General features: G+C 59.6%; 10 protein-coding genes. 7 read left to right on the top strand and 3 right to left on the bottom strand.

From position 1 onward, the window contains the following. Nucleotides 1-2: 2 nt before the first annotated feature. Entirely contained in the window at nt 3-2,279 is a 2,277-nt protein-coding gene (locus ACIPLA_RS01225) for a PAS domain S-box protein (protein WP_401170719.1), read from the bottom strand. 230 nt (nt 2,280-2,509) lie between these two features. Here ACIPLA_RS01225 and ACIPLA_RS01220 point away from each other — a divergent pair, with 230 nt between their 5' ends. The 6 genes from ACIPLA_RS01220 (at nt 2,510) to phaR (ending at nt 10,252) form a co-directional block, all read left to right on the top strand. Next, complete coding sequence (locus ACIPLA_RS01220) at nt 2,510-4,132, top strand: acyl-CoA synthetase (protein WP_401170717.1); 1,623 nt, start codon at nt 2,510-2,512, stop codon at nt 4,130-4,132. Nucleotides 4,133-4,254: 122 nt separating this feature from the next. Continuing rightward, complete coding sequence (locus ACIPLA_RS01215) at nt 4,255-4,581, top strand: DUF485 domain-containing protein (RefSeq protein ID WP_046049842.1); 327 nt, start codon at nt 4,255-4,257, stop codon at nt 4,579-4,581. Beyond that, entirely contained in the window at nt 4,581-6,251 is a 1,671-nt protein-coding gene (locus ACIPLA_RS01210) for a cation acetate symporter (protein WP_401170715.1), read from the top strand. The genes ACIPLA_RS01215 and ACIPLA_RS01210 overlap by 1 nt, the downstream gene beginning before the upstream one ends. 64 nt (nt 6,252-6,315) lie before the next feature. After that, nucleotides 6,316-8,088, top strand: a complete 1,773-nt coding sequence (locus ACIPLA_RS01205; RefSeq protein ID WP_401170714.1) for an acyl-CoA dehydrogenase C-terminal domain-containing protein — start codon at nt 6,316-6,318, stop codon at nt 8,086-8,088. A 128-nt stretch (nt 8,089-8,216) separates the two neighbouring features. After that, entirely contained in the window at nt 8,217-9,485 is a 1,269-nt protein-coding gene (locus ACIPLA_RS01200) for an OprD family porin (RefSeq protein ID WP_401170712.1), read from the top strand. Nucleotides 9,486-9,703: 218 nt separating this feature from the next. Then, nucleotides 9,704-10,252: a polyhydroxyalkanoate synthesis repressor PhaR gene (phaR, locus tag ACIPLA_RS01195; RefSeq protein WP_123359415.1), complete on the top strand. Its 549-nt coding sequence runs from the start codon at nt 9,704-9,706 to the stop codon at nt 10,250-10,252. A 35-nt stretch (nt 10,253-10,287) separates the two neighbouring features. Here phaR and phaP read toward each other — a convergent pair whose 3' ends face one another. Beyond that, nucleotides 10,288-10,857, bottom strand: a complete 570-nt coding sequence (gene phaP / locus ACIPLA_RS01190; protein ID WP_038983296.1) for a TIGR01841 family phasin — start codon at nt 10,855-10,857, stop codon at nt 10,288-10,290. A 255-nt stretch (nt 10,858-11,112) separates the two neighbouring features. Between phaP and ACIPLA_RS01185 the strand changes: the two genes are divergently transcribed. Further along, on the top strand, nt 11,113-13,578 hold the full coding sequence (locus ACIPLA_RS01185; RefSeq protein WP_401170709.1) for a DUF3141 domain-containing protein: 2,466 nt from the start codon (nt 11,113-11,115) through the stop codon (nt 13,576-13,578). 25 nt (nt 13,579-13,603) lie between these two features. On the opposite strand, the gene ACIPLA_RS01180 is transcribed toward ACIPLA_RS01185, so the two are convergent. After that, nucleotides 13,604-14,641, bottom strand: a complete 1,038-nt coding sequence (locus ACIPLA_RS01180) for an AraC family transcriptional regulator (RefSeq protein WP_218394970.1) — start codon at nt 14,639-14,641, stop codon at nt 13,604-13,606. Nucleotides 14,642-14,807 lie beyond the last annotated feature (166 nt).

The following is a 14,807-nucleotide window of genomic DNA, read 5'->3' as shown; positions in this document are numbered from 1 at the left end:
CGTTATTCCTGTTGTTGTTTTGTTGGGCCGGCCAGCGGCAAACGGCAGCACATCAGCAACCCGACAGGCTGGCGTCGGGCCTGTAACTCGCCACCAAAACCTTCGATGATGCTGCGGCTCATGGACAAGCCGAGCCCCAGGCCATCGGCCTTGCTGGTATAGAACGGGGTAAAAATCTGCTCCAGTTCAGGCTCGCTGACGCCTGGCCCCTGGTCTTGCACACTGATTTCCACGGTTGCACCACCGCCCTGCTCCGCAGCCATCACGATCAGCGAGGGTTGCCCCGGATGTTGTTCGCGGTTGGCATCGATGGCATTTCGCAAGAGATTGAGCAGGACCTGCTCCAGCAGCACTCGGTCGGCATAAATCGGCGGCAGATTATCCGGTAGGCGATCCTCGATTGTCACTTGGCAATTGCTCGCCTCCCAGGCACATAAACGCACGGCCTCGCGGGCGACGTCGGTGAAATTCAAGGCCTGCATCCGGCGTTGCCCCTTGCGCAGAAACGCCCGCAAACGTCTGATCACTTCTGAAGCATGCGTGGCGTGATGGGTAATGCGCTCCAGGCCTTGCGCCACTCGGGCGGCAGCCTGGGGATTGGAATCCAGTGTCTGTAAATAGCGCTGGCTGGCATTGGCGTAATTGACCACCGCCGCCAATGGCTGGTTGATTTCGTGAGCGATGCCCGAGGCCAATTCACCCAAGGTGACCAACCGCGCGGTGTGCGCCAGTTCGTCCTGATGGCGGCGCTGTTGCACTTCACGCAGTTCACGCTCGGTCATGTCCCGCGCCACCAACGAGTAATAGCGCTCGCCGCCGGCCGAACGGTGCGCCAGCAGCACCAGCGATACCGGCACTGAAGTGCCGCCTGCCGGTGGCTGCAATCGCGCATCGGTGCTCCAGACACCGTCGCGCTCGGCACTGCTCCAGCCATCACGCTGCAGGCGTGCCAGGTCGCCGCTGGCGAACAACGTTTTCAGGGCTGGCATCGGTTGTTGTTCGTCGATCCCCAGGATGCGCCGCGCCGCTGGATTGAGGTAAGTGACTTGCCCCTCGGGGTCGATGAACAACACAGGATCGGTGTTGGCCTCGACGACTTCCGCCAGGCGCCGCTTGTTCTCCTCGGCGTGCACCCGGGCGGTAATGTCCCGGGACACGCTGACCACTTCCACCACCGCCCCGGTATAGGTCTCACGAATCGCCCGGCTGGCGGTTTCAAACCACAGGTAATGCCCATCCCGATGGCGAATTCGATACGTCATCGTGTGATAACCGTCCTGCTCCAGGGCATCCCGCGCGCGCTGCACCAGGCTGGCCAGGTCCTGACCATGGAACAAGCCTTGGGCCATTTGCCCGCGCAACTCCTCCGGCCAGTAGCCGAGCAATGTCCAGGACGCCGGCGAGGCATCGAGAAAGCGCCCGTCGGGTGTATGCCTGGAAATCAGGTCGGTGGTGTTTTCAATGATCAGCCGGTACAGCCGTCGTGCCGTGGCCGCTTCACGCTCGGCCAGCACTTGTGCCGTGGCATCGCGACACCGGGCGAGCACACGGTTGTCCTGGGGATCGGGGATAAACGTCCAGATCAGGATCTGCGTTTCGAACTGGGCTTCGACCCCTTCGATGGCGCGTTGCTGGTCCAGGCAGGCGCGTACCAGCACCCGGTGATTCACCGGCAGAAAACCCAGCACATCAGTCAACGGCTTTTCAGCGAGCAGTGCCAACAGCGCGGCATTGAACTCCAGCGGCCGGCCCTGGGCATCGAGCAACAGGCTCGGCTGTGGATCGTGGCCCAATAGCGGCGAGCCGCGTAGCATGCCGTTGACGCTGCTCAGCAAGGTTGTCAGCAAGTCCTGCACCCACCCCAGCCAATCGAGGCTCACGCCCTCACACACTTCCACCAGCAACAAACCCGCCTGCCCCGGTTGCAACGCCAGATCAAACACCTGGCCATGGCTGATAGCGGCCCGGCGCAGTCGGCCGGCCAGCCAACAATCGAGTTGACGTACTTGATCCAGATCCAGCCGCCCCGCTTCGGCCAGCCGATCAAACAGCCGCTGATCGCTGGCCAGCGAAGGGTCGCCCAGCCCCGGTGGAAAATGCTGGGCGGCGCCCTCGTGGCTGTAAATCCGCGCATTGGCTTGCCAACTCAGATAAACCGCCCGGCGCACCTCAGGGCAATCCTGCAGCGCACGGCACAACGCATCGGCCCGGGCGGCCAGAGACACACCCTCGCGCTGAAGGCGCAACCAGCTGTGCAATCGAACGGGAGTCAGGGTCATCACAGGTCCGCTTCGTTGGGGAAGCCAAGGATATACCGGCCTTGGCGGTGTCACTGTATTCATTTAGACCTGCAAGAATCAAATATAGTACATATCCTATATGACGTAGGTTGTACTTCCATATCGCTAGCTGAATGTTATATAAAGCAGGCCGGACATAAAAGGCGACTTCAGCGGCTACGCTGCAAGGTCACCTATAGAGCTAACAATCAGCCACCGAGTACCCGTACATGTCGATCTATGAACAAGGGCTAGGCCCTGCGGCTGTCAACCATATTGCCTTGTCTCCGCTCAGCTTCATCGAGCGCACCGCCAGCGTTTACCCAAACTATCCCGCCGTCATCCATGGCTCGATCCGCCGCACCTGGGCGCAGACCTACACCCGCTGCCGCCGTCTGGCCTCGGCGCTGGCCGGTCGCGGCATCGGCAAGAACGACACGGTGGCGGTGATGTTGCCCAACATTCCCGAGATGCTCGAAGTGCATTTCGGCGTGCCGATGATTGGCGCGGTGCTCAACCCGCTCAACGTGCGTCTGGATGCCGAAGCCATTGCTTTCATGCTGCAGCATGGCGAAGCCAAGGTGCTGATTACCGACCGTGAGTTCCATGATGTGATTCACGCGGCGATCGGCATGCTGGACCACCCGCCATTGGTCATCGACGTTAATGATCTGGAATACGGCGAAGGCCAGGCTGTCAGCGAGCTGGACTATGAAGCGCTGTTGGCCGAAGGCGACCCTGCTTTCGCCTGGCAGTGGCCCGATGATGAATGGCAAGCCATCTCGCTGAATTACACCTCCGGCACCACCGGCAACCCCAAAGGCGTGGTTTACCACCATCGCGGTGCTTACCTGAACTCATTGGGCAACCAGATGACCTGGGCCATGGGTAACCATCCGGTGTACCTCTGGACCTTGCCGATGTTCCATTGCAACGGTTGGTGCTACCCGTGGATCATCACCGCCATGGCCGGTGTGCATGTGTTTCTGCGCCGCGTCGATCCACAGAAAATCCTCACGCTGATCCGCGAGCATCAGGTCACCCATCTGTGCGCTGCGCCGATCGTGCTCAATGCCTTGGTCAACATGCCGGAATCGGCTAAAGCGGCGATCGATCATCCGGTTAACGCAATGGTCGCCGGTGCCGCACCGCCGGCCAAAGTGATCGGTGCTGTGGAACAAATGGGCATCAAGGTCACCCACGTCTATGGCCTGACCGAAACCTATGGCCCGGTGACACTCTGCGCCTGGCATGCCGAGTGGGATGAGTTGCCGCTGGACGAACGGGCGCAAATCAAATCCCGTCAGGGCGTGCGCTACCCGACGCTCGAAGGCGTGATGGTTGGCGATTCGAAAACGCTGGAGCCGACCCCGCGAGACGGTCAGACCATCGGTGAGATTTTCATGCGTGGCAACACCGTGATGAAGGGCTACCTGAAGAACCCGACTGCTACGGCTGAAGCGTTCGACGGCGGCTGGTTCCATACCGGCGACCTGGCAGTGTGTCATCCGAACGGCTATGTCGAGATCAAGGATCGACTCAAGGACATCATCATTTCCGGCGGTGAGAACATTTCCACCATCGAACTGGAAGGTGTGCTCTATCGCCATCCGGCCGTCATGGAAGCGGCCGTCGTCGCCCGTCCCGATGAGAAATGGGGCGAAACGCCCTGCGCCTTTATCACATTGAAGGCTGATCACCAGGACGTTCGCGAGGCCGACATCATCAGTTTCTGCCGCGAACACCTGGCCGGTTTCAAAGTCCCGCGCACAGTGATTTTCACCCTGCTGCCGAAGACTTCAACCGGCAAGATCCAGAAGTACGTTCTGCGCGACAGGGCCAAAGCGCTCTAACCGAATCGACGTTGTACCCACCAGGCGGCAGGTGTTTTACCTGCCGCTTCGGGCTCGTGCAGGCTGAATTTGGCCCTGCCCCTGACCTACACACTGATAACAAAAACAATGTGGAGCCACCCATGATCGACATTCATTCAACCGATACCCAACGCTGTGAACGCATTCGGTCCAACCCGAAATTCATTCAATTGGTGAGCAGCCGTTCGCGCCTGGCCTGGTCGCTGAGTGCTGCCGTGCTCGGCACTTACTACGCGTTCATGCTGGTGGTGGCGTTTGCCCCGCAGTGGTTGCATGCGCCGATCGCCGAGCATCGGATGTTGACCCTGGGCATGCCGGTGGGCGCGGCGATCATCATTTTTTCCTGGCTACTGACCGGTTGGTACGTCTACAGCGCCAATACGCGTTTCGATGCACTGGGCGCCGCCATTCTCGAGGAGAGCAAGTGATGACTCTGCTGCGTAAACTTCTCCTCGCCGCTGCCGGGCTATTGCCGGCCTCCGTTGTGCTGGCTGCGCCCGCGCTGGGTACGGTGGAAAAACAGCCGCTCAACCTGCATGCGATCGGCATGTTCTTCGTCTTCGTACTGGGCACGCTGGCCATCACCTGGTGGGCCGCGCGGCAAACCAGATCCACGTCTGATTTCTACACCGCGGGCGGTGGCATCACCGGGTTTCAGAATGGTCTGGCGATTGCCGGCGACTACATGTCCGCCGCCACGCTGCTGGGGCTATCCAGCCTGGTGTTCGCCAAGGGCTACGATGGCTTCATCTATACCATCGGTTTCTTTGTTGGCTGGCCGATCATCACCTTCCTGATGGCTGAGCGCCTGCGCAACCTGGGGCGCTACACCTTTGCCGACATCGTGTCCTATCGACTGGACCAGAACAAAGTGCGGATCTTCGCCGCGTTTGGTTCGTTGACGGTGGTGTGCTGCTACCTGATCGTGCAGATGGTCGGTGCCGGTCAGTTGATCAAGTTGCTGTTTGGCCTCGACTACCCGGTTGCGGTGGTGATCGTCGGCGCGCTGATGTTGGTGTATGTCATTTTCGGCGGCATGATCGCCACCACCTGGGTGCAGATCATCAAAGCTGTGTTGCTGTTGGCTGGCGGCACGACCCTGGCGTTGATGGCCATGTCGCAATTCGGCTTCAGCTACGAAACCCTGGCCAGCAAAGCCGTCGAAGCCCATGCCAGCGGCTGGAACATCATGGGCCCCGGTTCAATGCTCGCCGACCCGATCAACACCGCTTCGATGTCGCTGGGCCTGGTGTTCGGGATTGCCGGCCTGCCGCACATTCTGATGCGTTTCTTCACCGTGCCTAACGCCAAGGAAGCGCGCAAATCGGTGTTCTACGCCACCGGTTTCATCGGCTTCTTCTTCCTGGTGGTATGCACCCTTGGCTTCGCCGCGATGGTGATCATCGGCACCGACCCGCAGTACTACGTCAATGGTGAAGTCGGCGGCGCGTTGATTGGCGGCGGCAACATGGTCGCCATGCACCTGGCCAAAGCGGTCGGTGGCAACCTGTTCTTCGGTTTCCTCTCGGCCGTAGCCTTCGCCACCATTCTGGCGGTGGTCTCCGGGCTGGCCCTGGCCGGTGCTTCGGCGATTTCCCACGATCTCTACGCCACGGTGTTCAAGAAAGGCAAAGCCAGCCAGAAACAGGAAATGCGCGTGACCCGCATGGCCACTGTCGGCCTGGGCATCATCGCGATTCTGCTGGGCATTCTGTTCGAGAAGATGAACGTCGCGTTCCTGGTGGGCCTGACCTTCGGTATCGCCGCATCAACCAACTTCCCGGTGTTGATCATGGCCATGTACTGGAAAGGCCTGACCACCAAAGGTGCAATCATCGGCGGTTTCGCCGGCCTGATCTGCGCGCTGGTGCTGGTGATCCTTTCGCCAGCGGTCTGGGTCACCGTGCTCGGCCATGCTCACGCGATCTTCCCGTACGACCACCCGGCGCTGTTCTCCATGCCGCTGGCGTTCTTCGTGATCGTCGTGGTGTCGAAACTCGACCAAAGCGTGCGGGCCGACAAGGAGCGTGACGCTTACGCCGACCAGTTCGTTCGCGCCCAGACCGGCCTCGGTGCCGCCAGCGCTTCCGCTCATTGATTGAAAGGGCACGGCCTGCTCTAGCGGCGCCGTGCCCATCGCACACCCTTTTGAGGTTCACGTTATGCCCGAATTCAACGCCCCGCTGCGCGACATGCGCTTTGTCTTGCATGAAGTGTTCGACGCCCCGGCCCTGTGGGCACGCTTGCCGGCCCTGGCCGACAGTGTCGACGCCGCCACCGCTGACGCCATTCTTGAGGAGGCGGCCAAAGTCACCTCGCACCTGATTGCGCCATTGAATCGCAGCGGCGACGAAGAAGGCGCCCAGTGGGTCGATGGCCAGGTGAGCACGCCAATCGGTTTCAAACAGGCTTATGCCACCTACATCGAAGGCGGCTGGGTGGGCCTTTCCGGCAACGCCGATTTTGGCGGCATGGGCATGCCGAAGATGCTCGCCGTGCAGTTCGAAGAAATGCTCTACGGTGCCAACTCCAGCTTCGCCCTGTATTCGGCGTTGAGTTCCGGCGCCTGCCTGGCGCTGGATGCCCACGCCAGCGACACCCTGAAAAACCTCTACCTGCCGCCGATGTACGAAGGCCGCTGGGCCGGTTCCATGTGCCTGACCGAAGCCCACGCCGGCACCGATCTGGGGATTATCCGCACCCGCGCCGAACCCCGGGCCGATGGCAGCTTCAGCATCACCGGCAGCAAGATCTTCATCACCGGTGGCGATCAGGACCTGACCGAAAACATTGTCCATCTGGTGCTGGCCAAACTGCCGGACGCACCGGCGGGGCCGAAAAGTATCTCACTGTTCGTCGTGCCCAAAGTGCTGGTCAATGCAGACGGCTCCCTCGGCGATGCCAATGCCGTGAGTTGCGGTTCGATCGAACACAAGATGGGCATCAAGGCTTCGGCCACCTGCGTGATGAACTTCGACGGCGCCAGCGGCTGGCTGGTCGGCGAGGCCAACAAAGGCCTGGCGGCGATGTTCACCATGATGAACTACGAGCGCTTGTCCATCGGCATTCAGGGCATTGGCTGCGCCGAAGCGTCCTATCAGAGCGCCGTCGCCTATGCCCGCGAACGGGTTCAGAGCCGTGCGCCGACCGGTGCCATTGCCCCGGACAAAGTGGCCGATCCGATCATCGTCCACCCCGATGTGCGCCGCATGCTGCTGAGCATGAAAGCCATGACCGAAGGCGGCCGCGCGTTCGCCAGTTATGTCGGCCAGCAACTCGATCTGGCGAAGTTTTCCGATGACGTCCAGGAACGGGACAACGCGCAAACCCTGGTGGCGCTGCTGACGCCGGTGGCCAAGGCGTTCTTCACCGACACCGGCCTGGAAAGCTGCATCAACGGCCAGCAAGTGTTCGGCGGCCATGGCTACATCCGCGAATGGGGCCAGGAACAATTGGTCCGCGACGTGCGCATTGCGCAGATCTACGAAGGCACCAACGGCATTCAGGCCCTGGACTTGCTTGGACGCAAAGTGCTCGCCGATAAGGGCTCCGCGCTGCGCCAGTTCACCGGTGAGATCCGCCATTTCGCCCATCAGCCCGACGCGCCCTACTCCGCTCAACTGTTCGATGCCGTGCAGCGTCTGGAAGACCTGAGCGACTGGCTGCAGGACCAGGCGACCACCAATCGCAACGAAGTCGGCGCTGCTTCGGTGGAGTATTTGCACCTGTTCGGTTACGTCGCCTACGCCTGGCTCTGGGCGCGCATGGCGCAGGTTGCCAAGCAAAAGCTGCACGAAGATGCAGGGTTTTATGGCGCGAAAATCGCCACCGCCGACTTCTACATTCACCGCTTGCTGCCGCGCATTTTGAGCCTGGAGCAATCCATCCGCGCGGGCAGTGCCTCGTTGTTTGGCCTGAGCGCCGAACAGTTCTAACGATTGAACCGCACGCGGCGCCACGCTCCTCTCTTTTTGGCGTTCGCGTTTTTTATTGATAAGCCCTCGCCCACCTGGCGAGGGCCGCGGGACCTGTCTTTCCATAATAAAAACAAAGGGGCTTCACCATGGACCGCAACACCCGCATCCTCGCTACCCGATTATTGCTGGCCGGCGGCGTCATCAGCCTCTCGGCCCCCGCCGCTGCTGACTTTGTCAAAGACGGCAAGGCCAGCCTGGAGCTGCGCAACTTCTATTTCAACCGTGACTATCGCCAGGACAACGCCGCGCAATCCAAACAAGAGGAATGGGCGCAAGGTTTCCTGCTGCGCTATGAATCGGGATTCACCGACGGTTTGATCGGCGTGGGTTTCGATGCCATCGGCCTGCTCGGCGTCAAGCTCGATTCCAGCCCTGATCGCGCAGGCTCCGGCCTGCTCAAACGTCACCGCGACACCAGCAAAGGTGCACAGGACGAGTACGGCGAACTGGGCCTGACCGCTAAAGTGCGGGCCTCGAAAAGCACGCTGAAACTCGGCACGCTGTTGCCGAAACTGCCGACGGTATTGGCCAACGATTCACGGCTGTTGCCACAAACCTTCAAGGGCGGTCAGTTGACGTCGCTGGAACTCGAAGGCCTGACGGTGGATGCCGGGCGACTGACGCAAGTCAATCAGCGCGACTCCTCGGACTACGAGGACATGGGCATCACCCGCACCGGCGCCAAGGGCATCACCACACGTCATCTCGACAGCGACAGCTTCGATTTCGCCAGCCTGAACTACAAATGGACCAGCAACCTCACCACCGGCTACAGCTACGGTCACCTCGACAATTTCTACAGCCAGCACCTGGTCAACCTGACCTACGTGTTGCCGGTGACGACGGGGCAGTCGCTGAAGACGGATCTGCGCTTTGCCCGTTCCACGGATGATGGCGGCAGCAATATTGATAACAATGCGATTGGCGCGATGTTCACCTACAGCCTCGGCAGCCATGCGTTCGGCCTGGGTTACCAAGGCATGAGCGGCGACACCGGCTACGCCTACGTCAACGGCACCGATGCGTTCCTGGTGAACTTCGTGCAGATCGGCGACTTCGCCAGCAAGGATGAAAAATCCTGGCAGGCGCGTTACGACTACAACTTTGCGGCCATTGGCATTCCGGGCCTGACCTTCATGACCCGCTATCTCACCGGTGACAACATCGATCTGGGCGGCAACCGCCCGCAAGGCAAGGAATGGGAGCGTGATACCGACATTGGTTATGTGGTGCAGAGCGGGCCGTTGAAGAATGTCGGGGTGAAATGGCGTAACGCGACAGTTCGCTCGACCAACTTTGGCAGCGATCTGGATGAAAACCGCCTGATCGTCAGCTACACCTTGCCGATCTGGTAAGTCAGTTCTGGTTGCACAAGGGGGACTCGCTTGACGGCGCAGTCTCCTTTTTGCTGCTGGATTTGTGCTGTGATGGCGGGCCTCTTCGCGAGCAAGTCGGATCGCCGCACCGCCGCTCCCACACTTGACCGAGTCTCCCATGAGAATGCGGTTAGATGTGGGAGCGGGCTTGCTCGCGAAGGCGGCCTCAAAAACACCAATGATGATTGTAGGTTAAGATGCCTGCAAACCAGGCCCGCCGCGAGACGCCCCGCATGACTGATACCACCCCACGCCTGATCAAGAAGTACCCCAATCGCCGACTGTATGACACCCACACCAGCAGTCATTTGACGCTGGCGGACATACGCCAATTGGTGGTCGACAAAATTGCTTTTCAGGTGGTCGATGCCAAGAGCGGCGAGGATCTGACGCGCAGCATCTTGCTGCAAGTGATTCTGGAAGCCGAAAGCGGCGGTGAGCCGATCTTCACCAGCGAGATGCTGATGGGGATTATCCAGTTCTACGGCCCATATCAGGGCGTACTCGGCAGTTACCTGGACAAGAGCATTCAGACCGTAATCGACATCCAGTCCCAGACCGGTGCGCAATCATCCGAGGCCTGGAGCACCTTCATGCATCAGCAAGCGCCGGTGATGCAGGATTTGATGCGTCAGTATGTCGATCAGTCGAAGGCGCTGTACCTGAACACCCAGAACCTGTTCGGCATGTTCGGCGGCAAGCCCGGTGCCGATGGCGGAACGAAAAAAAATGGCGATGGGGAATAACCCCATCGCCATTGGTACCGCTGGCCTGACGTGACTTACTTGTTACCGCTGTTAGGCTTGGCGCTAGCTTCCGGGGCAGCTTTAGTGCCCGCGGCAGTCGCTGCATCGAAACCACTCTGAGCCACATCGGCAGCCTGTTTTACGGCTTTCTGTGCGCTTTCGAACACAGTACCGGCATTCGCCAGGCCCGACTTGAACGCGGCCACAACAGGCTCGGAGCCGGCCGGTGCATTCTTGCTGATCGTTTCAACGAACTCATGCATCTGCTGGGTGCCCGCTTCGACCTGACTCGAGGTCAATTTGGCGATGTCCGACTGAGTACCCACGATCAATGCTTGAACCTGACGATTGAACTCGGCCAGGCGTTCGGTTTGCGCGCTCGGCTGGGTGAAAGACGCCTGCAGCTCGGCGAAGCCTTGTGGATCACGGACGGCCAGCAGCTTGCGAACACCTTCGAAGTGCTCTTCGGTGGAGTCGCGCAGTGCCTTGAACTGCAACTGGCTGAGCTGTTCAACGCTGGCGAACACTTTGCCGCTGATTTGCTGCAAAAGGTCGAGGTTGGCTTTCTGAGCGGTTTGCAGTTTTTCCGAATTGAAAAAAGACATGCTTGAATCTCCTGGTACTGGAAGGCCCTGATGAGCCTGAGGACGCGATAGCGATCCGGCCAGTCATCGCGTTAGCCTTGATATTGCAGCGCACAAAACTATTTGGCAATGCCTATTTTTGTGCGGTGCAAAATAAACGTTGCTAACGCCCTCCTTATTCGCTGTAGACTCCTGCTCATCGAACGGCCCGCCTTGCCCTCTTTAATTAAAGGGTTCAGATGCGCAGGTTCCCATGCATAGCAGCAGGAGATCACCATGGGTCAGGAAGTAAATATTGCGCTGCAAGATGAAGAGCGTAGCGACCCCGCCGGCTTGTTCGAACACCTTAATCATCTGCAACGCCTCAATACCCACAACGTCCTCGACGCCGTGCAGAAGCGCCAGGCAAAAACCTTCGCGCCTTTAAGCCTTGGGCAACTCAGACAGCCGACACCGGCTGACTGGCAGGAATACTTCACTGACCTTGGCCAGCGCAGCGTGCTGTTCTGGGACACCTTGCGTCAGCGCGGCGACAACACCCTGGCCCACGAACGCGCCGGGTATCCGCTGCTGCTCAAGTTCAATCATGAAACGCTGGTCGCTGGTGAAGACCTGCCCCGTGCGGTCAACTATTCGTTGTTGCAAATTCTCGGCGGCCCGGAGCAACAGATCGACAGCAAAAAACAGCCCGTGATCATCATTGACCCCCGCGGCGGTCACGGCTCGGGGATCGGCGGTTTCAAAAAGGATTCGGTCATCGGCGAAAGCCTGAGAGCCGGCCATCCCACCTATTTCATCGCCTTCAGTCACTCGCCACGCCCAGGGCAAACCCTTGCCGATATCACAGACGCCCAGGCACGGTTCATCGAGGTCGTCAGCACCCGGCATCCGGACAGCGCCAAACCTGTCGTCATTGGTAACTGCCAAGCGGGCTGGGCGTTAATGGGCCTGGCGGCCACTCGGCCAGAGTTGCCGGGGCTGATCATCGTCAACGGTGCGCCGTTGTCGTACTGGGCCGGCGTCAATGGCCACAATCCAATGCGCTACACCGGCGGTTTGCTGGGCGGTGGCTGGATGGCACGCCTGGGAAGCGACCTCGGCAATGATCGTTTCGACGGCACCTGGCTGGTGAGCAATTTCGAAAACCTGGACCCGGCCAACACGTATTGGGGCAAGTACTACCACCTGTTCAGTGAAGTCGACAGCGAGGCCGCACGCTTTCTGGATTTCGAACGCTGGTGGGGCAGCCCGACCCTGCTCAATAGCGAAGAAATCGAGATGATTGTCGACGACCTGTTCATCGGTAATCAGCTGTCCGGTGGCCTGGGGCGCAAGAGCAGCGGGCTTGACCTCAAATTGATCAAAGTGCCGGTGGTGGTGTTCTGTTCCTATGGCGACAACATCACCTCCCCGCAGCAGGCGCTGGACTGGATCACCGACGTCTATCCCAGCGATCTCGCGTTGCAAAATGCCGGACGCACCATCGTTTACCTGCGACATGCGAGCATCGGTCACCTGGGCATCTTCGTGTCCGGTGACGTGGCGCGGCGTGAGCACCGTGAGTTGCTGGGTGCGGTCGATGCGATCAATGCGCTGCCGTCCGGGCTCTATGAAATGCTGATCGAAGACCTGCCGGAGCACTCGACGACGCCGTATGCCGTGCGTTTCGAACGCCGGCGTATCGCCGACATCCATGGCGAAGTGAAGCCGCCCCGTGATGACGATCGCGAATTCGCACTGGTGCAGCGCACCTCCTCCATCAACAACAACGTGTACGACGAATTCATACGCCCATGGTTGCGCCAGCTGATCAACGAACCGAGCGCCGAACTGCTGCGCCGCGCGCACCCTTTCCATCAGCAGCAAGTGGCCTGGAGCAGTTTGAACCCGGCGCTGTGGTGGCTGGCTGGCAGTGCCGCCCAAGTGAGCAAGGATCGTTACCCCGCCAGCCAGAACAACCCGTTGCTGGCCTGGCAAGAACTGTTTTCCAACCAGGTGCAGGACGCCTTGAACGGCTATCGGGACCTGCGTGATGCGGCTCACGAAATGTGTTTCTACGGCGTGTATGGCGTGCTCAATAGCCTCGCTGGCAACGCACCCGGACGAAATCTGCAGGAACACGCCAAGCAGCACGACCAGGTTCTGATCGAGCGCCTGCAGGATGCCCTGCCCCTTGGCGGTCTGATGGAAGCCTTGATACGGATCCTGTTCCTGCTGGGCCGCGACAGCGACGAACCGGGCAAGGAAAGCGTCGAAAAATTGATCCTGCAACTGCAGGTGCTGCTCCAGGACTACAGTGCCAAGCCGCTTGATTTGCGCGAAACCCTACGCCTGCAAAAACTGCTGGTTGCCACCCTCCCGCAAGAAAGCCTGCACAGCCTGCCCTTGATGCTGGTTGAAGTCGAAGAGCGCCAACAAGTGCTGGCGGCCGTCGCCAATTTACTGCCGGAACTGCTGACCAGCGGCGCAAACAACCCATGCTGGTGTGAGCTGCACACGCTACTCGACGTTCCGCTGCCAGGTTTCAACCTGACCCAACCACCTGGTGCGGCCGACGCCATCGAAGTGAAAGTCCCGGCGATAACGCCAGAGCCGATCAAGCAAGCCATCCCGGTGCTCATCCCTGAGCCGATCAAGCAGAAAATCCCCGCAGTGACCCCAGACCCCATCGCCAAGGTGGCGAGTCCGGTGCGTAAACCTGCCAAGGGCAAGAAAGCGGTAAAAAAACCTCCGATGAAATAACGTTGAACGCTGACGGAAGGCCGTGTCAAACCGGCGCGGCTTCCTCGATTGCCAACGATTCCTCGGCCCGATACTGACCGGGTGTCATGCCAAACCAGCGGCTACAGGCTTTGTTAAAGCTGCTGTGATCATGAAAACCAAGGAGATACGCGACATGCTTCATGTTGAAGTGAGAATGACGCAGGTAGAAGTCGGCCAATTGCCGGCGCACAGCGTTCTGCACGTCCTTGAATTGCGTCCCTTCCTTTTCCAGCGCGCGTTGCAGCGTGCGCTTGCTAACGTGCAATGCCGCCGCGATCGACTCCATATCGCATTGCCCCTGGCCCTGACTCAAGCGCTCGGTAATCAGCGCGCGAATCCTGCCGACGATGCAAAAACCAAACAGCAGATCCAGTTGCGCCTCGGCAAAACTGTCATGCAGCACCGCCAGCGCTTCGTTGGCCATGCTCAACGGACGCAGCAGCTCCTGCCCATCAAACAAAATGCTGTCGTAAGCCGCGTCGAAACGCAGGTCGCAGCCAAACAACCGTCGATGCTCGGAGGTGTCTTCAGGTTCGGGATAGGTGAACTCCACACTCAAGGGTTGCGGTGAGTGACCGCCCGCCAGCTTACGGCAGAAGCCCAGCAACGAAGCCAGCGCCGCATCGGTGTATTGGCGAGGTTTGACCGAACCTTTTTGTTGATGATCGAGGCCGGAAAGTCGGTAACCCTGCGGTTCCGATGTAAAGAAAAGGCTGAATCCGGTGCCAATCAACGGACTGAAACGAACCAGGCGCTCAAGGGCTTTTTTCAGATTCAGGCTGGACATCATGGTGTAGCCGACGATCTGAAAGCTACCGGGGTGGAAGCTTCCATAGGCCTCCAGGCCGATGTCCGGATCGCCCGAGGCCTGAGCCGCCAGATCCCATAATCGATAAATTGCCCTTCGCTCGCAAAACGCTCCTGGTTTGTTCGCAAGCTTCATGTCTAGTCCAGCCTCCCGACACAGACTGGCAACATCCAGTCCTTGAGCCGAGAGTGTATTTACCAGCACGCTGGCATAGCCTGAACTCATTCTATACATGGCGTCCTCAATGACCTGTGGAACCGAACATCCTGTCCGGAGCCATAACTGATCTGCGATGAATCAAAGACTAACGGGTTCTTCAGTGGCCAATATTGATCCCAGTATAGGTAACCAGCGTTTTTCGCCACCCGTCATTAACCGGGGCATGGCACCGTTGGACACC

The organism is Pseudomonas sp. NPDC086112, from assembly GCF_044746425.1.
Lineage (GTDB): Bacteria > Pseudomonadota > Gammaproteobacteria > Pseudomonadales > Pseudomonadaceae > Aquipseudomonas.
The sequence above is the reverse complement of the archived record's forward strand: the minus strand, read 5'-3'. Positions and strand labels throughout refer to the sequence as shown.